At 46.8% G+C, this 18,746-nt stretch carries 18 protein-coding genes; 17 read left to right on the top strand and 1 reads right to left on the bottom strand.

Features of this window, described 5'->3' with window-relative positions:
- The first annotated feature begins 95 nt into the window (after positions 1–95).
- Both AC3FZD_RS09590 and AC3FZD_RS09585 read left to right on the top strand, forming a co-directional pair.
- The gene (locus AC3FZD_RS09590) at positions 96–845 is read left to right on the top strand and encodes a calcium-binding protein (RefSeq protein WP_488739915.1); all 750 of its coding nucleotides are present in this window, start codon (positions 96–98) and stop codon (positions 843–845) included.
- Positions 846–933: 88 nt separating this feature from the next.
- Positions 934–2,583, top strand: a complete 1,650-nt coding sequence (locus AC3FZD_RS09585) for a calcium-binding protein (protein WP_488739914.1) — start codon at positions 934–936, stop codon at positions 2,581–2,583.
- A 65-nt stretch (positions 2,584–2,648) separates the two neighbouring features.
- On the opposite strand, the gene AC3FZD_RS09580 is transcribed toward AC3FZD_RS09585, so the two are convergent.
- Positions 2,649–3,554 carry a lipid kinase gene (locus AC3FZD_RS09580; protein WP_488739913.1) on the bottom strand — a complete coding sequence of 302 codons (906 nt, stop codon included), beginning with the start codon at positions 3,552–3,554 and terminating at the stop codon, positions 2,649–2,651.
- Positions 3,555–3,645: 91 nt separating this feature from the next.
- On the opposite strand from AC3FZD_RS09580, the gene AC3FZD_RS09575 reads away from it, so the two are divergent.
- The 15 genes from AC3FZD_RS09575 to AC3FZD_RS09505 all read left to right on the top strand — a co-directional run bounded on the left by AC3FZD_RS09575 (position 3,646) and on the right by AC3FZD_RS09505 (position 18,683).
- Positions 3,646–5,274, top strand: a complete 1,629-nt coding sequence (locus AC3FZD_RS09575; protein WP_488739912.1) for a transglutaminase domain-containing protein — start codon at positions 3,646–3,648, stop codon at positions 5,272–5,274.
- Between the two features lie 29 nt (positions 5,275–5,303).
- Complete coding sequence (locus tag AC3FZD_RS09570; protein WP_488739911.1) at positions 5,304–6,791, top strand: hypothetical protein; 1,488 nt, start codon at positions 5,304–5,306, stop codon at positions 6,789–6,791.
- 323 nt (positions 6,792–7,114) lie between these two features.
- The gene (gene rimP / locus AC3FZD_RS09565) at positions 7,115–7,567 is read left to right on the top strand and encodes a ribosome maturation factor RimP (protein WP_488739910.1); all 453 of its coding nucleotides are present in this window, start codon (positions 7,115–7,117) and stop codon (positions 7,565–7,567) included.
- Positions 7,568–7,630: 63 nt separating this feature from the next.
- Positions 7,631–8,974 (top strand): transcription termination factor NusA, encoded by a 1,344-nt coding sequence (nusA, locus tag AC3FZD_RS09560; RefSeq protein WP_488739909.1) that lies wholly within the window; start codon positions 7,631–7,633, stop codon positions 8,972–8,974.
- A 37-nt stretch (positions 8,975–9,011) separates the two neighbouring features.
- A complete protein-coding gene (locus AC3FZD_RS09555) occupies positions 9,012–9,299 on the top strand; it encodes a YlxR family protein (RefSeq protein ID WP_488739908.1) in 288 nt (95 codons plus the stop codon).
- A 230-nt stretch (positions 9,300–9,529) separates the two neighbouring features.
- A complete protein-coding gene (infB, locus tag AC3FZD_RS09550; protein WP_488739907.1) occupies positions 9,530–12,712 on the top strand; it encodes a translation initiation factor IF-2 in 3,183 nt (1,060 codons plus the stop codon).
- Positions 12,713–12,868: 156 nt separating this feature from the next.
- Positions 12,869–13,231, top strand: a complete 363-nt coding sequence (locus tag AC3FZD_RS09545; protein ID WP_488739906.1) for a rubredoxin — start codon at positions 12,869–12,871, stop codon at positions 13,229–13,231.
- Positions 13,232–13,260: 29 nt separating this feature from the next.
- On the top strand, positions 13,261–14,277 hold the full coding sequence (locus AC3FZD_RS09540) for a photosynthesis system II assembly factor Ycf48 (protein ID WP_488739905.1): 1,017 nt from the start codon (positions 13,261–13,263) through the stop codon (positions 14,275–14,277).
- 60 nt (positions 14,278–14,337) lie between these two features.
- A complete protein-coding gene (gene psbE / locus AC3FZD_RS09535; RefSeq protein WP_488739904.1) occupies positions 14,338–14,589 on the top strand; it encodes a cytochrome b559 subunit alpha in 252 nt (83 codons plus the stop codon).
- Positions 14,590–14,612: 23 nt separating this feature from the next.
- On the top strand, positions 14,613–14,747 hold the full coding sequence (gene psbF / locus AC3FZD_RS09530; RefSeq protein WP_283755089.1) for a cytochrome b559 subunit beta: 135 nt from the start codon (positions 14,613–14,615) through the stop codon (positions 14,745–14,747).
- Positions 14,748–14,756: 9 nt separating this feature from the next.
- Positions 14,757–14,879 (top strand): photosystem II reaction center protein PsbL, encoded by a 123-nt coding sequence (gene psbL / locus AC3FZD_RS09525; RefSeq protein WP_271942773.1) that lies wholly within the window; start codon positions 14,757–14,759, stop codon positions 14,877–14,879.
- A gap of 72 nt (positions 14,880–14,951) precedes the next feature.
- Positions 14,952–15,086: a photosystem II reaction center protein J gene (locus AC3FZD_RS09520; protein WP_488740306.1), complete on the top strand. Its 135-nt coding sequence runs from the start codon at positions 14,952–14,954 to the stop codon at positions 15,084–15,086.
- A gap of 255 nt (positions 15,087–15,341) precedes the next feature.
- Positions 15,342–16,976 (top strand): alpha-D-glucose phosphate-specific phosphoglucomutase, encoded by a 1,635-nt coding sequence (locus tag AC3FZD_RS09515; RefSeq protein ID WP_488739903.1) that lies wholly within the window; start codon positions 15,342–15,344, stop codon positions 16,974–16,976.
- A 127-nt stretch (positions 16,977–17,103) separates the two neighbouring features.
- On the top strand, positions 17,104–17,475 hold the full coding sequence (locus tag AC3FZD_RS09510) for a cyclic nucleotide-binding domain-containing protein (protein ID WP_488739902.1): 372 nt from the start codon (positions 17,104–17,106) through the stop codon (positions 17,473–17,475).
- Between the two features lie 209 nt (positions 17,476–17,684).
- A complete protein-coding gene (locus AC3FZD_RS09505; RefSeq protein ID WP_488739901.1) occupies positions 17,685–18,683 on the top strand; it encodes a transaldolase in 999 nt (332 codons plus the stop codon).
- Positions 18,684–18,746 lie beyond the last annotated feature (63 nt).

Here is an 18,746-nt window from a genome sequence, read left to right as displayed (position 1 = left end):
GCAAGATGCTCGCACTCCTAATATTCCACTACTTTAGCCTGGTCACGGCACGACATTGTTAATTGTTCATTGTTCATTGTTAATTGATATAACCCATGGTCACAACCCCTGATTTTTCCTTCTTTCCTCCCCGTCTCTTAGCCACAGATTTTAACGATTTTATTGGCTTAAATTCTACAGTCGGTCAGAATTCCCTCATTAACTATGCAGGAGGACTCTGGGCCCTAGCTGGGAACGATACGATCTTTGGGTCTAACCTCAGTGAAGTGATTCTAGGCAACCTGAACAACGATCAATTGCGGGGAGGGCCGGGGGGCGATCGCCTCTTGGGAGGACAAAATGAAGACCTCCTCTTTGGTGAAGACGGAGATGATCTCCTGCGCGGAGACCTCGGAGATGACCAACTCTTCGGAGAATCCGGCAATGATACCCTCAGAGGAGGTCAAGGGAACGATATCCTCGATGGAGCCATTGGCCAAGATTTTATGATCGGAGATTTTGGGGTAGACAACCTCTCTGGAGGAGCGGGCTTTGATACCCTCGTTTTCCGTACCGATGAAGCTAACGCTAACCCCAATTTCGTCGATCTAATCCTAGACTGGAATCCCACCCAAGACTCTATTGGTCTCACCCATGGCTTAAGCTATTCTAACCTCGGTTTTGATACCAGTCGCAACCTAGCTGGAGGAGGAGCCAACGATACCTTAATTATTATTGGCTCAACGGGTCAAAGTTTAGGCATTGTTGTAGACTATACCCTAGGTTTAGGGCCTGCTAACTTTATCAACATTACTCAAAACGACTTACAAGTAGGGTCTAATGTCTTTTTTCCTCTGATTCCCTAAATTTAAGACCAGCAGGAAATTGAACCAGCGCTCTTGTAGTCTGGAATAACTGAAATCATAGCCATTCATATTTAGTGAGGATATAACTTTGGCAACCACGCTTTTTAACGGAACTCTAGGAACTCGGCCGGCTCAACAAGGACAACTGAGCTTACAACAAATTAATCCCCCACCCTTAGCAACTGCGGCCACTGAAACCCTAGCCAATAATCGCGTCACTCTCAATACTGATTTTACTGGAGATGGCGTGACCGGGTTTGCCGGTTACACCAATTACCAGGCAACTAGCCTGCAACCGTTTCAACTCGCTCCCGTTAATGCCAGTTTTCCCAACCTCGATCCAACGGCTGGCTATACCTTATCCTTTAATGTTGGGATTAATTCAGAAAATAGTCCCGATCCGAACCGATTTGGCTTTAGTGTCCTAGCGGTCAGTAATGGGGGGCAAAGTGAGATTGAACTGGATTTTGAAAGCAACAAGATTTCCGCTTCAGCAACTGATTTTAATTCGGCCACTGAATTTGTTAACTTTGACACGACAAACCCGACGAACTATACTCTGGCAGTTGAGGGCAGCACCTATAAACTCTCAGCTAATGAAACTCAAATTTTAACTGGCTCTCTTCGCAACTATAACTTTAATCAAATCACTACCCCCTTACCGTTTAATCCTTACGACACTTCCAATTTCATATTTTTTGGCGATCTCACGAGTCGCGCTAGTTCTACCTTTTCTTTCGGTTCTGCTTCGATAGAAGTGGGGACAGCAACCCCAACGCCAACCCCAACGCCAACCCCAACGCCAACCCCAACGCCAACCCCAACGCCAACCCCAACGCCAACCCCAACGCCAACCCCAACCCCAACCCCAACCGATCCGGTTGCCCCTCCCAGTACAAGTCCAAGTCCAACGCCAGGCGATCCGGTTGCCCCTCCCAGTACGAGTCCAAGTCCAAGTCCAACGCCAACTCCGACTCCGACTCCGACTCCGACTTTAACGCCTGACTCAGGGTTTGCTATCTCTCGTCTGGTGGCAACAGATATTGATGATGTGATTATCCTGAGTTCTACAGTGGGGAACAACTCCCTGATAAACTATGCCGGTGGAATGTGGGCGTTAAATGGGAATGATCGGGTTTCTGGCTCATCCTTAAGCGAGATTATTTTAGGCAATGAAGGGAATGATAACCTGCGGGGAGGGGGAGGAGGCGATCGCCTTTTAGGCGGTCAAAATGATGATTTTCTCTATGGTGAAGAGGGGGACGATCTCTTGCGGGGAGACCTAGGTAACGATCAACTCTCCGGAGATGGCGGTAATGATGTGCTGCGCGGTGGACAAGGAAACGATCTGATCGATGGTGGAGCGGGACAAGACCTGCTCATTGGCGATTTAGGTACTGATTTACTTACGGGTGGGGCAGATGTAGATACCTTTGTTTTCCGCACCGATGAAGCCAATAATAATCCCGGTTTAATCGATCAAATTCTCGATTGGAATGGGACACAAGATTTAATCGGTTTAACCAATGGTTTAACCTTCTCTAGCCTAGAGTTTGACACCAGTGGCAACTTAGCCGGAAGTTCCGCCAATGATACGTTAATTCGCATTGCGGCAACGGGACAAAGTTTAGGCGTTTTGGTGGATTATACGGGGGGCTTGAGCAGTACCAATTTTGTGGCGATGTCTGCTGCTCAGATGCAGGTGGGGGCAGAAGTCTTTTCTCCTCCCATTGCTTAAGGGATGTAGAGACAAGCCATAGCTTGTCTTTACACCACCCATTTTGTAGCACAACAACCGGTTCATCAAACCCAGCTTTGATGAACCGGTTGCGGTTTCGGACTGGGAATGAAAATGGATAAGGCTTTAGGGATGACGCGGAAGTGAGCGGGAGTGGTGGTAGTGATTTCACCGTCGGTGTTGATAGGCAGAGAATGACGGGTGTAAACCTGAATTTCTGTACCATTGAGGGATAATACCCCCGGTAAAGTATGATAGCGACCTTGACGAAGGGCGGGAAAGACGGCGAGAATTTGCCACCAATGTTCTAATCCTAGGCTGTAGAGGTCGAGCCGTTGATCGTCGATCGCCGCATCATGGGCGATGGCCATGCCTCCCCCATAATAGCGCCCATTACCAATGGCAATTTGAATAGTTTTGACCCGATGGGAATCTTCACCCGCTCGAATTTCCGCATCAAATAAACGAGATTGGGTTAACGCTTTAAGGGCAGATAAAGCATAGGCAAAAATCCCCCAACGGCCCTTAGATTGCTTACTGAGGCGAGCAGTAATCTTCACACTTAAGCCCAAACTAGCCACATTAAAGAAATACTTGCCATTCACCCAGCCTAAATCAATTTGGTGTAATTCTCCCGTGGCGATCGCCCGACAAGCCGCCGGAATTGACACCGGGATCTGTAACGTTCGCGCCAGATCGTTAGCCGTTCCCATCGGTAAAATACCCAAAGGTCTTTGGATCTCCACCAGGGCATCCACTGCCCCATTCAGAGTGCCATCCCCTCCTCCAATAATCACTAAATCCATTTGGGGGCCATACTCTCGAATCACTTCTGGTAATTCTTGATAGTTGGAAGGAGTAACCTCTAACAACTCAAATCCTTGATGTTCTAAATAGGCGATCGCCTCGTCGCGAGAATGCCTACCCCTTCGGGAGTGAGTATTGACCAAAAACAACGCTTGCCTAGTCATAAATTTCCATTACAAGCATAATATCCCTAATATGGTACTCTGAACCGATTAACTGACCTACTTATCGATTACCCAAGCGCAGCATAATACCATGATTCACCGCACGATTCGACCCATAGGAGTTTACGATCTCCGAGGATTAGCCTCTTATGAGTCTAAATTAGTTTCTCTAGACTCCATACGCGGTTATCTGCTCCACATTGATGGCCAAAATGATAATACAACCATCCTGAATCCCAATGAACTACCCGACCTCAAATATGCTAACAGTTTAGCCATTGCGGACAACACCCTATGGTTTACCCGCGATCATAGTGTCTATAGCTGTTCCCTAGACGATTTTCGTCCCCGCCTCTTTGCTACGTTACCCTTCCGCGCTGAGGGGATCGCCGTTTGGGGAACCACGGTTTATGTGTCCTGTAAAGAAGGCTGTTATATCCAAGTATTTAATGATAAAGGGCGGATGATTACTCAGTTACGTCCTCCAGGAGTGGGAGTCGAGAGTCTCACCATCCGCCATGAAGAGTTATGGGTAGCAGACAAGGAAGAACAGACCGTTTATTGTATGGATCGGGCAACCGGTGAGATTAAGTTTAGTTTCCTCACCCCCTTTGATAGTCCCACTGGATTAACCTTTTATACCGATCCCAAGACTTCCGAAGAATTGCTCTATGTTTCCTACGCTAGTGAAAAACCCTTTATCCGGGACGATCCCAATTCCGATCCCCCCCTTCAGTTGGCTTGGCGCGATCGCACGTTTATTCATCCTCTTTACTATGCCTATAATGCCGATGGCTATTATGGTCTCTCCAATGGCTATCTGATCGAGATGTCCTATGTGGAAGAACTCTCTCCCCTGGAAGCCATTGAGTTAAAAAGCTTGCAATGGCGCATTGCTCTCCCCTCAGAAACAGCGCGGCAAAAAGTCCGATCGATAGAGGCGATCGGTTTAGAGTTTACCGAAGAAATTCAAGAAGGGCAAAAAGTGGCTGTTTTTAACTTTGACCATCTCAAACCCTATGAAAAACGGATTTTTGGCTGGAAAGCTTTAATCGAGGTTTACAGCATAAAATATAGCCTTGTGCCCCTGGATGTAGAAAAAATCCCCCCTCTAGAACCGGACTTACAACAGCGCTATTTAGTCGATGATGATAATTTAGCCATGGATACGGCGATCGTCCAAGAAGCAGCTCAAGAAGCCGTCGCTGGAGAAACAAACTTTTTAAGACGTATGATTGCCTTGCGTAATTATGCTTACGACAGGCTCTCCTATCGACTCACCACCAAAATCGAAACCCCCGATGTTGTCCTCTCTAGAGGGGCGGGATCTTGTGGCGAATATGTAGGCGTATTACTCGCTCTAGCTCGATTAAATGGCATTGCTTGCCGCACCATTGGCCGCTATAAATGCCCTGCTAGTCCGGAATATAAAGGCGTTCCCCTAGAGCCAGATTATAATCATGTTTGGCTGGAATTTTATATTCCCAGTATCGGTTGGGTTCCCATGGAATCCAACCCCGATGATATGGAAGATGGCAATCATTTATCTCGGTTTTTTATGGGGTTAGCCTGGTATCATATTGAAATCGGCAAAGGAATTCCCTTCGAGCGTATTCGCTTAGATGGACAACCCGTAGACAGAGAAAAGCTCTCCGTGGGAGATTTAGCCTTAAATCATGTCCGGTTTACCATTCTTGAAGAAGTGCCTCCCTCGTGTTAGCGTGCATCAACCGGTAGTAGCACCATTGAATGATGAGCAGTTTGCAACGGTTATCGAAAAAAAAACGGGGAGCGATCGCCCTGTGGTATGAACGTATTATGGCGGCGATCGCCACCGTTAATTTAGCCCTAGTTGCCTTTGACCTCAGTTACATTCAACTGCGGAACTTTTGGCTGCAAGGAACTATTCAAGTTCCCTTCGTAGGCTTAATTATTAAAGTGCCCATTCTCTCCGATTCCATTTATTCCTCTCCAGTCACCCTTTGGTACGATCCCGTCAAAGGGATTGAAGAAAACCGAGATACTCAATATTATCTAGAAGTCGTTGACCAACTGCAAAAACAGGCTCAAAAAACCGGGTATGGATCGCCAGAATCTGAAATTATTTTAGCAAAATTGAGAGAATTGAGTGCAGAAATTATCGATCAAAATCCTTTTCAAGTAGCGAATAAAAGCGGAACCTTGGAAAAGATTAAAAATCGAGCGCGAGATTACATGAAAGTAGAATCAGCAAAAGATGCATTTGATCAATTTTGGACGGTAGAAAATCTCTTAAACAATCCTGAAGATCAAGTCCAGCTCTTTGAATCTAAAATCGCTCCCTTAATGGCGAGTAACTACTATCGATCCATTGATGAGACCGGCGGATATACCGATTTATTTGCAGCCCTCGATTTCCCTTTTGCCCTTCTCTTCTTACTGGAATTTTTAGCTCGTAGCTTATACATCAGTCGCACACATGATACCATCACAATCACCGATGCCATGCTCTGGAGATGGTATGATGTTCTCCTATTTTTACCCCTATTTCGATGGTCGCGGGTTATTTCGGTCACCATACGGCTACATCAGGCCAAACTGATTAACCTAGAACCCGTTCGTGTCCAACTCAGTCGAGGGTTTGTGGCAACCATTGCAGGCGAACTCACAGAAGTGATTATTATTCGAGTCATTAATCAACTCCAAAATGAAGTTCGGAGTGGTTCCCTAGCTCGACAATTTTTTGAAGGAGCAACTCGTGAATACATTGATCTCAATAATGTTAATGAAATTGAAGCCATCACCCATCGTTTAACCGAAGTGATTATTTGCCAAGTTTTACCCACCCTGCAACCCCAAATCCAAGAAATTATTAACCATAATCTCGATCGAGTCGCTGAAGCTACCCCTTTCTATCAGAATCTTAAAAACATTCCCGCTCTCGCCCAATTCCCGCGTCAATTTAGTCAACAGATCTCTGAGCAGCTTTCCCGGTTGATGGCTGATGGCTCTCAAAACCTATATGAAGCCATTAAGAATGATACCGTTGGGGCAGAGTTAATGGGTCGTTTGGTAGAACAATTTAGTAAATCTTTAAATGCCGAACTGCAACAAAAACATACAACCCAAGAACTTGAATCTCTAGTGAGTGACTTTTTAGAAGAGTTTAAGGTCAACTATGTACAACGCCTAGCCGAAGAAGACATCGAGAAAATTTTAGAAGAAACCAAACGTCTGGAAAGAAGCAAAAAACGCTAACCCTCTAGCGTGGATGAGAGGAAATAGATTATAATTGGCCATAACCGTGCTTGACTCGGAGAGTCTACTGAACCTCCTGATCCAAAGTGAAGTCGGTTCTGTCAATGCATTGAAGGTTCAGCTTGGCATTGAAGAAAGTCTATCTTTTCTCCTGAAACCCTGACCCCCGATCTCAGGGAGAGAAAAAAGACCGCTCACCCTAGTGTGAAGCGATCTCCAGTCTATAGGCTAGGGGCGATCGCCACAACGATCCCTCCCTAACCCAATCTCAGACGCTTGAGTGGGACTAACCCGCTTTTTTTTATGGCAGTAGATGGTGTGTTATGGTTCATCCTTTAATTCCACAAATCCTGGAGTTGGCTACCCCAGTTGCCCAAAAACTGGGTTTGGAAGTCGTTGGTGCAACCTTCCAAACTAACCAAAATCCGCCGGTATTACGGGTTGATATTCGGAACCCCAATCAAGATACCGGGTTAGATGAGTGCGAACAAATGAGCCACCTCCTAGATATAGCCCTGGAAGAAAGTCAACTGATTACCCAATCCTATGTGTTGGAAATTTCCAGCCCTGGCATTTCCAAACGGCTAACCACTGACCGCGACTTTATCGCCTTTAAGGGATTTTCCGTGATCGTTATAACCGATCCCCCCTATAAGGAAAAATCTCAATGGCAAGGTACGCTCAATAGTCGCGATGAAACCACAGTGTATCTCAACCAAAAAGGCCGCAATATTGCCATCCCTCGCGATGTGATTTGTTGGGTAGAGTTTTGCTAAATCCAAACTCGATCCCTACAGGGCAATCCCTAATTTACCTAGAAGAAAGGAAAATAATTAACGATGTCAATGGTTAACTTGCCTGGACTCAAAAATTTAATTGAGAGTATCAGCAAAGAACGAAACTTACCCAAAACGGCAGTTCAAGCGGCCCTTAGAGAAGCTCTAATGAAGGGTTATGAACGCTACCGCAGAGCGGCTCACCTGAAAAGCTTTGAGGAAGACTATTTTGATAATTTTGAAGTGGAACTCGATCTCGATGAAGAAGGATTTCGGATTCTCTCCACCAAGGTGATTATGGAGGAAGTAAGCAATTCCGATCATCAAATTTCCCTCAAAGAAGTGCAAGAAGTGGCCGATGAAGCCCAAATCGGGGATACAGTCGTGTTGGATGTTACCCCAGATCAGGGCGACTTTGGACGCATGGCAGCCATTCAAACCAAGCAGGTGTTGGCGCAAAAACTCCGGGATCAACAACGCAAACTGATTCAAGAAGAGTTTCAAGACCTCGAAGGAGAGGTGCTACAGGCACGGGTGCTGCGTTTTGAGCGCCAATCAGTCATTCTGGCCGTTACCAGTGGCTATGGACAGCCAGAAGTAGAGGCCGAGTTACCGAAACGGGAACAGTTACCCAATGATAATTACCGGGCTAATGCCACGTTTAAGGTGTATCTGAAAAAAGTGGGATCGGGTTCCCATCGGGGCCCCCAGTTGATGGTCTCCCGTGCAGATGCGGGCTTAGTTGTATACTTATTTGAAAATGAAGTGCCGGAAATTGAGGATGAGGTGGTGCGGATTGTGGCTGTGGCCCGAGAAGCTAATCCTCCCTCCCGCTATGTGGGGCCAAGAACCAAGATAGCGGTGGATACTCTAGAGCGGGATGTAGACCCGGTGGGCGCTTGTATTGGGGCGCGAGGATCGCGTATCCAGGTGGTGGTCAATGAGTTGCGAGGGGAAAAAATAGATGTGATCCGTTGGTCTCCCGATCCAGCCACCTATATTGCTAATGCTCTGAGTCCAGCGCGGGTAGATTCGGTGTATTTAATCGATCCAGAAGTACGCCAAGCCCATGTGTTGGTGGCTGAAGATCAATTAAGTTTAGCCATTGGAAAGGAGGGCCAAAATGTCCGTTTGGCGGCTCGATTAACGGGCTGGAAAATTGATATTAAAGATGGGGCCCTTTATGATGCTACGGCTGAACAGGAGAAGATGACGGCTATCATTGAGGCTCGCCATGAAGCGGAAGGTCAATCGGATGATGGGGAAGAAGAATCCTTAGAGGAAGAAGAGTTGGTTGCCGCCTCGGTAGAATCGACTTTAGATCCAGAGGAAGATTCCCCAGAAGTCTCAGAATTAGTAGAATTAGAGGAGGAGGATAGGACTCAAGAAGAGGAGGAGAAAGAATAAACTCTAGAGGAAACTAAACGGCATTGAGGGAGAGGAAATGAAGCCGAATCAACGGCGTTGTGTGAGTTGCCGAAAAGTCGATGGCAAAGAAGCCTTTTGGCGTATTGTCCGGGTTGATCCCGATCATCAGATCCAGTTAGATCGGGGTATGGGGCGATCGGCTTATTTATGCCCACAAGCGGAATGTTTGAAAGCGGCTCAAAAAAAGAATCGATTGGGGCGATCGCTCAGAGCGGATGTTACACCATTAGTTTATGAAGCTTTGTGGTCTCGTTTAAAGGCGGTTGAGGCTGACCCGAAATCTCTCCCCGAAGGAGAGCCGTAAATCCCCGTTTTCACCCCACCTAGGGGGTGAAGGGTTGGGTTATCTAACTCATCGGGTCAGGGATCTCTAAAAATCCTAACAATCTCTCCAGTTGTTTAACAATTTGTGCAAGATTAAATAAAGAAGCGTTTTTGACCCCAGTGGCGATCGCGCTCTAGTCCCTGTAGTTGTCGTCGAAAGGCAGGCCACTATGTAAAATCCAGTAGATATCACAGAAGAGGCAAGTGTGGATGAACAACGGCAAAGTCAGAATATACGAACTATCCAAGGAATTGAATTTGGACAATCATTACGTTTTAAATCTTTGCGACCAATTGAATATCACGTACAAAAGCCATAGCAGTACCATATCCGAATCGGAAGCAGAGCGGATTCGCGCTTGGGCTGAAAAACACCCCCCTAGCGAAACACCAGCCGGAAAACCGACTCATCATCGCTTAAAATCCCAGGGTATTGAAAAACCGATTAAGAAAAAACAGCAAATTCTAGAAATTCGTAGACATCCCTCAGAATTAGACAGAGAGAGCGGATTGGCTCTAGAGGTTCCTGGTGGTTCCTTAGAAGATTCGGTCTCCCTGCAAGCTCCGCCATCGCGACCTTCATCTGTGCCTCCCGTTTCTCAATCAACTCCTCCCGTTTCTTCTGAGGAAAAAGCTGAGGGTAAGGCGGTTGTCCCCCGTCCCCCTGAAAAACCCGCAGCTCCAAAGAATGCCCAGAAATCTCCCCATTCACCCTCTAAGGACGTGACCCCAACTCTATCCATGTCTGATGCAGATCAAATGACCCAACTGATTGGCCCTCCAGTACGCCCTTCTAAACCCTCAAAAGTTGAGGAGAAAACGACCCCAGAAATAACCGAGGAAACGGTAACCCCATCTCCTGAGCAACCCAAGACGACCGCTAAACCCAGTAAATCTCCCAAACCGCCTCGGTTGAAGAGAGCGGGCAATGGGCAAAAACCCGAAACCGTAGAGGTGAAGAAGTCTCAAGGGACAAAACCGATTATCCTCAAAGATAAAGAGAGTGGGAAATCGGAAAAACCCAGTGTGAGCAAGAAAGTACAGCGCTCTTCTGGCAGTGGTGATTTAACGGCTGTTGGTTCGAGACCAAAAAGGACTTCTAAATCGGAAACCGGCGATAGAGAGAAACTATCCGATTCTCTACGTCCCCGTCCAGTGAGACCGGGAGCCTCTTCTACAAAAGCCAATAATGAAGAGATGGAAGATGAAGATCTCGTGATCGATCCTGTAGATAGCTCAGAACCAGGAGAAGAACTAGAATTAGAGTTAAGACGGCCCATGCCTCGACCCACCAAAAAGGTGAAAAAACGGTCAGAGGAGGAGGATGATGATGAGATCCAAAAGGGCAGCCCTAAATTGGGTAAAGGGGTAACCAAAAAACGCCGTCCTCACATTATTGATGAGGATTTAGATGACGATCTCGATGACGATCTTGAAGATGGTGATAGCAGCACAGAAGTGAGTCTATCTCTGGCTCGTCCCGCCAAACCCAAGGGACTATCGAGTCCCCCAGCCAAACCAACCAGCATACCCTCCTCAGCCAAGAAGCGATCAGCCAATCGGGATCACAGGGGACGACGCATGGCCAATAAAGGGGCGGAAAAACCAGAGAAACCGGAAAAAATTACCCTTAAGGGTGAATTAATGGTTCGTGATTTAGCTACCCTACTGATGGTTCCTGAAACTGAAGTGGTTAAACGCTTATTCAATAAGGGAATTGCGGCCACTGTCACCCAAACCTTAGATCTGGAAACGGCTATTTGGGTAGCCGAAGATTTGGGTACAGAAGTGGAAACGGCTACGGCCCAATCTGAAGCCAAGAAAACCCAGATGCTCGAAGCGGGAGACTTGGCACACCTCCATCGTCGTCCTCCTGTGGTGACGATTATGGGCCATGTGGATCATGGAAAAACGACCCTTCTTGATGCGATTCGCAAAACTAAGGTGGTTGATTCAGAAGCTGGTGGCATTACCCAACATATTGGGGCTTACCATGTGGATGTGGAGCATGATAATCATACTCAGCAAATCGTCTTTTTAGATACTCCAGGTCACGAAGCCTTTACTGCTATGCGGGCGAGAGGGGCACGGGTAACGGATATTGCGATTCTGGTGGTTGCAGCAGATGATGGGGTTCGTCCTCAAACGATTGAGGCCATTAGCCATGCCAAAGCTGCCGAGGTTCCTATTGTAGTGGCGATTAACAAGATTGATAAGGAAGGGGCTTCTCCCGATCGCGTTAAACAAGAGTTAATGGAACATGGCTTAGTTCCTGAAGAGTGGGGCGGCGATACCATTATGGTTCCGGTGAGTGCCATCAAAGGAGAAAACTTGGATGGTTTGCTGGAAATGCTGATCTTGGTGTCTGAAGTAGAAGAACTTTCGGCTAATCCCGATCGCCTAGCGAAAGGAACCATCATTGAAGCTCATCTGGATAAATCCAGAGGCCCCGTAGCGACTTTACTGGTACAAAATGGAACCCTGCGAGTCGGTGATGCGGTAGTGGCGGGAGCCACCATGGGGAAAGTCCGGGCGATGGTCGATGACCGAGGAGAACGGGTCGATGCAGCCCTACCTTCCTTTGCGGTTGAGGTATTGGGTCTCAATGAACTGCCCTCAGCCGGAGATGAGTTTGAATGTATGGCCGATGAAAAAGAAGCGCGGGCGATCGCCAGCGCTCGAGCGACGATTCAACGAGAAGCTCGCCTGCAACAAGCCCTCGCCTCCCGTCGGGTTACCCTCACTTCTTTAAGTGCCCAAGTCAAAGAAGGAGAACTCAAAGAACTCAACCTGGTCTTGAAAGCCGATGTACAAGGATCTGTGGAAGCCATTCTCGGCTCCCTGCAACAACTGCCTCAAAATGAAGTGCAACTGCGTATCCTCCTAGCGGCAGCCGGTGAAGTCACCGAAACCGATGTGGATCTAGCGGCTGCCTCCAATGCGGTCATTATTGCCTTCAATACCACCTTTGCCAGTGGCGCTCGTTCCGCCGCCGATCAAACGGGGGTAGATGTGCGCGAATATGACATTATCTATAACCTCTTGGATGATATCCAAGGGGCCATGGAAGGTCTACTCGATCCTGAACTGGTGGAAGAAGAACTCGGCCGAGTCGAAGTCCGGGCTGTCTTTGCTGTCGGTAAAGGTGCGGTGGCTGGATGCTATGTCCAGTCCGGTAAAGCCATCCGTAACTGCAATTTGCGGGTCATGCGAAACCAAAACTTGGTTTATGAAGGCTTCCTAGATTCCCTGCGTCGGGAACGGGATGATGTTAAAGAAGTCAATGCCGGTTTTGAATGTGGAATTGGTGTCGATAAATTTACCAGTTGGGAAATGGGTGATGTGATTCACACCTATCGCATGGTGACTAAACGGCGTACCTTATCAAGTTAGGGTAATGAGGAATGGGTAAACTCTTTTTAATCTGAGGATTAAAAACCCCGATCGCCCATTCCCCCATGGCTCACCAAAGAGGGGCGCGGGTTATGTCATAATAGTTTACAGAAATTTTAAGATTTCTCTAAAAATTCCCAAGGTTCTTGTAGGGCAATGAGTACCGGATCGTCTGAGACCCCAGAAACATCGAAGCCAACTCCAGAAAGGGCACTCGATCGCTATGAGTGTCGCGCTTGTGGCTATGTCTATGAGCCAACCCAAGGGGATGGAAAACGCCAAATCCCCCCAGGGACTCCATTTGAGGAATTACCTCAAGGCTGGCGCTGTCCCGTTTGTAGCGCACAACGGGGTAAATTTCAAAACATCGGTGCAGCCGGTGGAGCGTCAGGCTTTGCCGAAAATGTGGGCTACGGGTTTGGGGTCAATACGTTAACCCCAGGCCAAAAAAATCTCCTGATTTTTGGGGGATTAGCCCTGGGATTGTTGTTTTTTCTGAGTCTTTACGGTTTACAGTAAAACCGAAACTAGCGGTCAAATCTGGAGTAATGCCATCAATTGTGAAAATTCTGCAACGAGTTGTAACATTAATCGCGGTTGTTCTGCTATGCGCTAGTTGTAAAAATGCCTATTTACCTTCTGTAGAGTCGAGTCCTTGGCAAGTGATTCAGTTACCGACTGAGGAAACGGTTCAGGATATTGGCTTTACAGGCGATCCCAACCATGGGTGGCTAGTCGGCAGTAATGCAACCTTATTAGAAACCAATGATAGCGGCCAAACCTGGCAACCGAAATATCTGGATATTGATTCGAGGACTCGGTTGACCTCGGTCAGTTTTAGTGGGGATGAAGGATGGATTGTGGGGATGCCTTCAATTCTGCTTCATTCTACTGATGGGGGGGACTCTTGGTCTAATATTCCCCTCAGCGCTAAGTTACCAGGAACGACGAAAACTATTTTGGCGTTAGGGCCAAATTCAGCCGAGATGACCACAGATTTAGGCGCGATCTATCGCACTGAAGATGGGGGTAAAACCTGGAAAGGCTTGGTGGAGTCTGCGGTAGGGGTGTATCGTAATATTTCGCGATCGCCTGATGGCAAGTATGTCACTGTTTCCGCCAACGGTAACTTCTATTCCACCTGGGAACCGGGAGATTCGGCCTGGGTTCAGCATAACCGCAATAACTCCAAACGCTTGCAAAAAATGGGCTTTACGACCGATGATCGGTTGTGGCTTCTTGCTAGAGGAGGCGCTCTCCAGTTTAGTAAAGTGGAGACTCCAGAAACCTCTGAAGATTGGCAAGATACCCAAAATCCAGAGTTTGCCTCTAGCATCGGATTCCTCGATCTAGCCTATCGTACCCCAGAAGAAATCTGGATATCTGGCGGTAGTGGGAATCTGATTGTCAGCTTTGATGGTGGGAAAACTTGGCAAAAAGACCGCAGCGTGGAAAATGTACCCTCTAACTTCTACCAGATTGATTTTGAAAGTCCCGAAATCGGATTTGTGGTTGGTAATGGAGGCACGATTTTAAAATATGACAACTCCACGCAATCGGCCTAATCTTTCGTATGATATAGACTAATGATCCCAATTGTCGTGTTCTAAAGAGGAGGAAAATTCATGGCAGGTGGTTCCACCGGAGAACGTCCCTTTGGGGATATTATTACCAGTGTCCGCTATTGGTTAATCCATAGCATCACCATTCCGATGTTGTTTGTTGCCGGTTGGCTGTTTGTCAGCACCGGTTTGGCCTATGATGCCTTCGGTACTCCCCGTCCGGATGAGTATTTTACTCAGCAGCGCCAGGAGATTCCTATCGTAACCGATCGTTATGAAGGGAATAAACAAATCGAAGAATTTATCGGTAAGTAGTTTGAACTCAGTGATCGGAAATTATGACAAGCAGTAACCAAAATCAACCTGTTTCTTATCCCATTTTTACCGTCAGATGGCTGGCAGTCCATACTTTGGCTGTGCCTTCTGTCTTCTTTTTAGGCGCGATCGCAGCAATGCAATTCATTCAGAGATAGGAAAAAGACATGCCCACCCGTAATCAAAATCCCAATAAGCAACCTGTTGAATTGAATCGGACATCCCTATATCTGGGCTTGTTGCTGATTTTTGTATTGGGGATCTTATTTTCCAGTTACTTCTTTAACTAATTGGGTTGCTCTGAAAAATTCCCCACCTATTTCATTTAGGATGGGGAACTGATTGATTGTTGTGTTGTGTAAATTAGGAAGAAACGTCAAATGTCGGATTTTAGAATTCCCCTTTGGATTGTAGCCACGGTCGCCGGAACTGGCGTATTAGTGGTTGTTGGCTTATTCTTCTATGGAGCCTATGCTGGTCTTGGGTCTTCTATGTAACCCATTTCTATAGTTGTAGATCTGCGATTAACCCACACTCTAATTTAGGTGTGGGTTAATTTTTGGCCATGTGCAATGAAATATAGAGGATTTCTGCATAATTACCTACGAGAATATTTTGCCTTGAGCCAAGAGCGCCCTCTCTGGCAAGATGTACATGCAGACAACAGGGCCAAATTTTTTCTCGCCCCAAGGCCGCAAGGGGCACAAAATGCTTGAAAATGAAGATGCTGAAGATCCGAGCATCAGCTATTTATGAGCATAAAAACGATTTCAACTCAACCGTTTACCGACCAAAAACCGGGAACCTCCGGTTTACGCAAACAGGTTCCGGTGTTTCAACAACCCCATTATTTGGAAAATTTCATCCAATCGATTTTTGATAGTTTAGAGGACTTTCAAGGCAAAACCTTGGTCTTAGGTGGAGATGGTCGCTATTATAACCGTACAGCTATCCAGACGATTTTGAAAATTGCGGCTGCTAATGGAGTCGGTCGCACTTTAGTGGGTGAAGGGGGGATTTTGTCTACTCCGGCTGCCTCTTGTCTGATCCGTAAAAATGATGCTTTTGGAGGTATCGTTCTTTCTGCGAGCCATAACCCAGGGGGCCCTGAAGGGGATTTTGGTGTCAAGTATAACGTCAGTAATGGCGGCCCGGCTCCGGAAAAAGTAACTAGCGCCATCTACGATCGCTCCCAAACCATCGATCGCTATAAAATCTTAGAAGCAGCCGACCTCAATCTTGACCAGTTGGGTAGCTTCAAACTGGGAGACATGAGCGTAGAGGTGATTAACTCCGTTACCGACTATGCCGAGTTAATGGAATCTCTGTTTGACTTTAACGTAATTCGCGACTATCTCGCTTCTGGCCAGTTTCGCATGTGTATGGACTCCATGCACGCGGTCACTGGGCCCTATGCCAAAGAACTGTTTGAAACTCGCCTAGGAGCGCCTGCGGGAACCGTCCAAAATGGGGTTCCTCTCGAAGACTTTGGCGGGGGTCATCCCGATCCTAACTTAGTCTATGCCCATGATTTAGTCGAGATTCTCTATGGAGATCATGCGCCTGATTTTGGCGCGGCATCCGATGGAGACGGCGATCGCAATATGATCCTAGGAAACCACTTTTTTGTTACCCCTAGCGATAGTTTAGCCGTCCTCGCCGCCAATGCCACCCTCGTCCCCGGATACAAAGATGGCCTAGCCGGAATTGCCCGCTCCATGCCCACCAGTGAAGCCCCTGACCGCGTTGCTGAAAAACTGGGTATTGACTGTTACGAAACTCCCACCGGCTGGAAATTCTTTGGTAATCTTCTCGATGCTGGAAAAGCTACCCTTTGCGGTGAAGAAAGCTTTGGAACCGGTTCTAATCATGTCCGGGAAAAAGATGGACTTTGGTCTGTTTTATTTTGGTTAAATATCCTCGCCGTTAAAAAGCAATCCGTTGAGGAAATTGTTCGCGAACATTGGCAAACTTACGGTCGAAATTACTACTCCCGCCATGACTATGAAGGGGTAGACTCCGAACCCGCCAATACCTTAATGGAAAACCTGCGCTCTTTAGTGTCAACACTCAAGGGTAAACAGTATGGAAACTATGAAGTCAAATATGCTGATGACTTCAGCTATACTGATCCTATTGATGGTAGTGTGTCCACAAAACAAGGGATTCGCGTTGGCTTTACGGATGGCTCTCGTATCGTCTTCCGTCTGTCGGGAACCGGAACTCAAGGGGCGACTTTGCGCGTTTATTTAGAGCGGTATGAACCCGATTCTAGAGCGCACAATCAAGACCCTCAAGAAGCCTTAGCTTCCTTAATTCAACTGGCAGATGAAATTGCCCAAATTCGTTCATTAACTGGACGAGATCGACCCACAGTGATCACCTAATTTCTTGGTGGTAGATGAAGAGTTTTGGGTGCAACAAGGGGCCCTCAGCCCCTTGTCTCGGTAAGGTCTCAAGAAAGGTATCGATCGTTGATTTCAATAGTAAAGATAGGAGATAGATTAAGTGTTTATGGTCGCTTTAGAAACAATTAAATTATTCCAAAAACAACCCGAACCCCGCCATTTTAAGGCGGGAGAGATTATCTTTGAAGATGGCCATAAAGGGGAACATATGTATGGCATTATTGAAGGAACGGTGGAATTAAAGGTTAATGGTGAAGTGGTAGAAACGATTGAACAAGGCGATGTGTTTGGAGAAGGTGCTTTAGTGCATCATGAAGGCACTCGCGCTTCTACCGCAGTGGCAAAAACGGATTGTACCTTAGCCTTTATTGATAGACGGCGCTTTTTATTTGCGGTGCAAGAAACGCCAGAATTTGCCCTAGAGGTGTTACGGAGTTATTCCGATCGCCTGCGAAGGCTTAAGCGTCATGAAATGTAATGGGTAATTTATTCCTATGGGGGATCGAGGAAGTGGAAATTTAATCGGTTTTGCTGCAATCCTAAAATAATCCTTAATTTTTTTTGCCATCCCCCCTAAATTTTTAAGGGTTATTTAAGTTCGGGACTCTCGAAAATTTCTTAAGATTAAATGGGGTAAGTTTAAACGATCCATCTCTTGCCTGATTGAACGAAATTTTAGGAGATAATATGAGTCAGACGCTACTAGAACAACTGCGACAAATGACAGTTGTAGTTGCCGATACGGGGGATATGCAGTCAATGGAGAAATTCACCCCCCGTGATGCAACGACAAACCCCTCTCTGATTACAGCAGCAGCTCAAATGCCCGAATATCAAGAGATTGTTGATAGTACCCTGAAAAAAGCCAGAAAAGAGTTAGGAGAGGGGGCAGGAACTCAGGAAGTGGTTCAATTCGCCTTCGATCGCCTAGCGGTGGCGTTTGGGTTGAAAATCCTGGATATTATCTCTGGACGGGTGTCTACGGAGGTCGATGCTCGGTTATCCTATGATACGGAAGCGACGATCGCCAAAGCAAGAGCAATTATCGCCCAATATGAAGAAGCTGGGGTATCACGCGATCGCATCTTAATCAAAATTGCCTCCACTTGGGAAGGTATCCGAGCGGCTGAAATTTTGGAAAAAGAAGCTATCCATTGTAATTTAACGCTCTTATTTGGCTTACACCAGGCGATCGCCTGTGCCGAAGCTGGAGTTACCCTGATCTCTCCCTTTGTCGGTCGCATTTTAGACTGGTACAAAAAAGAAACGGGGCGTGAAAGCTATGCTCCCTCTGAAGATCCCGGTGTATTGTCCGTGACAACCATTTACAACTACTACAAAAAATTCGGCTACCCCACGGAAGTCATGGGAGCGAGTTTCCGTAACCTTGGCGAAATCACCGAGTTAGCTGGATGCGATCTGCTTACTATTTCCCCTAAACTCTTAGGAGAACTCGATAGCACCACCGGGGAATTACCCAGAAAACTATGTCCAGAAGCAGCTCAGGAAATGGCGATCGCAAAAATCCCCATGGATAAGGCAACCTTCGAGAAAATGCACGCCGAAGATCGGATGGCTTCCGAAAAACTTGAGGAAGGGATTAAAGCATTTTCTAAAGCCTTAGAACAGTTAGAAAGCCTGTTAGCAGAGCGATTAAATCACTTAGAAACAACGGTTTCTGTTTAAACTTCTTCAATTGTTTGATCTTACTGGAGAGATTGTTGTAGGGGCGGGTTTCAAACCCGCCCC

Source organism: Roseofilum sp. KMC-1 (assembly GCF_057802075.1).
This window is presented reverse-complemented; position numbering and strand designations above follow the sequence as displayed.

Excerpts from the sequence above, each read along its gene's own strand:
- AC3FZD_RS09590 (WP_488739915.1), top strand. The coding sequence starts at position 96 with ATGGTCACAACCCCTGATTTTTCCTTCTTTCCTCCCCGTCTCTTAGCC.
- AC3FZD_RS09580 (WP_488739913.1), bottom strand. The coding sequence starts at position 3,554 with ATGACTAGGCAAGCGTTGTTTTTGGTCAATACTCACTCCCGAAGGGGT.
- AC3FZD_RS09575 (WP_488739912.1), top strand. The coding sequence starts at position 3,646 with ATGATTCACCGCACGATTCGACCCATAGGAGTTTACGATCTCCGAGGA.
- AC3FZD_RS09570 (WP_488739911.1), top strand. The coding sequence starts at position 5,304 with ATGATGAGCAGTTTGCAACGGTTATCGAAAAAAAAACGGGGAGCGATC.
- rimP (WP_488739910.1), top strand. The coding sequence starts at position 7,115 with ATGGTTCATCCTTTAATTCCACAAATCCTGGAGTTGGCTACCCCAGTT.
- nusA (WP_488739909.1), top strand. The coding sequence starts at position 7,631 with ATGTCAATGGTTAACTTGCCTGGACTCAAAAATTTAATTGAGAGTATC.
- AC3FZD_RS09555 (WP_488739908.1), top strand. The coding sequence starts at position 9,012 with ATGAAGCCGAATCAACGGCGTTGTGTGAGTTGCCGAAAAGTCGATGGC.
- infB (WP_488739907.1), top strand. The coding sequence starts at position 9,530 with ATGAACAACGGCAAAGTCAGAATATACGAACTATCCAAGGAATTGAAT.
- AC3FZD_RS09545 (WP_488739906.1), top strand. The coding sequence starts at position 12,869 with ATGAGTACCGGATCGTCTGAGACCCCAGAAACATCGAAGCCAACTCCA.
- AC3FZD_RS09540 (WP_488739905.1), top strand. The coding sequence starts at position 13,261 with ATGCCATCAATTGTGAAAATTCTGCAACGAGTTGTAACATTAATCGCG.
- psbE (WP_488739904.1), top strand. The coding sequence starts at position 14,338 with ATGGCAGGTGGTTCCACCGGAGAACGTCCCTTTGGGGATATTATTACC.
- psbF (WP_283755089.1), top strand. The coding sequence starts at position 14,613 with ATGACAAGCAGTAACCAAAATCAACCTGTTTCTTATCCCATTTTTACC.
- psbL (WP_271942773.1), top strand. The coding sequence starts at position 14,757 with ATGCCCACCCGTAATCAAAATCCCAATAAGCAACCTGTTGAATTGAAT.
- AC3FZD_RS09515 (WP_488739903.1), top strand. The coding sequence starts at position 15,342 with ATGAGCATAAAAACGATTTCAACTCAACCGTTTACCGACCAAAAACCG.
- AC3FZD_RS09510 (WP_488739902.1), top strand. The coding sequence starts at position 17,104 with ATGGTCGCTTTAGAAACAATTAAATTATTCCAAAAACAACCCGAACCC.
- AC3FZD_RS09505 (WP_488739901.1), top strand. The coding sequence starts at position 17,685 with ATGAGTCAGACGCTACTAGAACAACTGCGACAAATGACAGTTGTAGTT.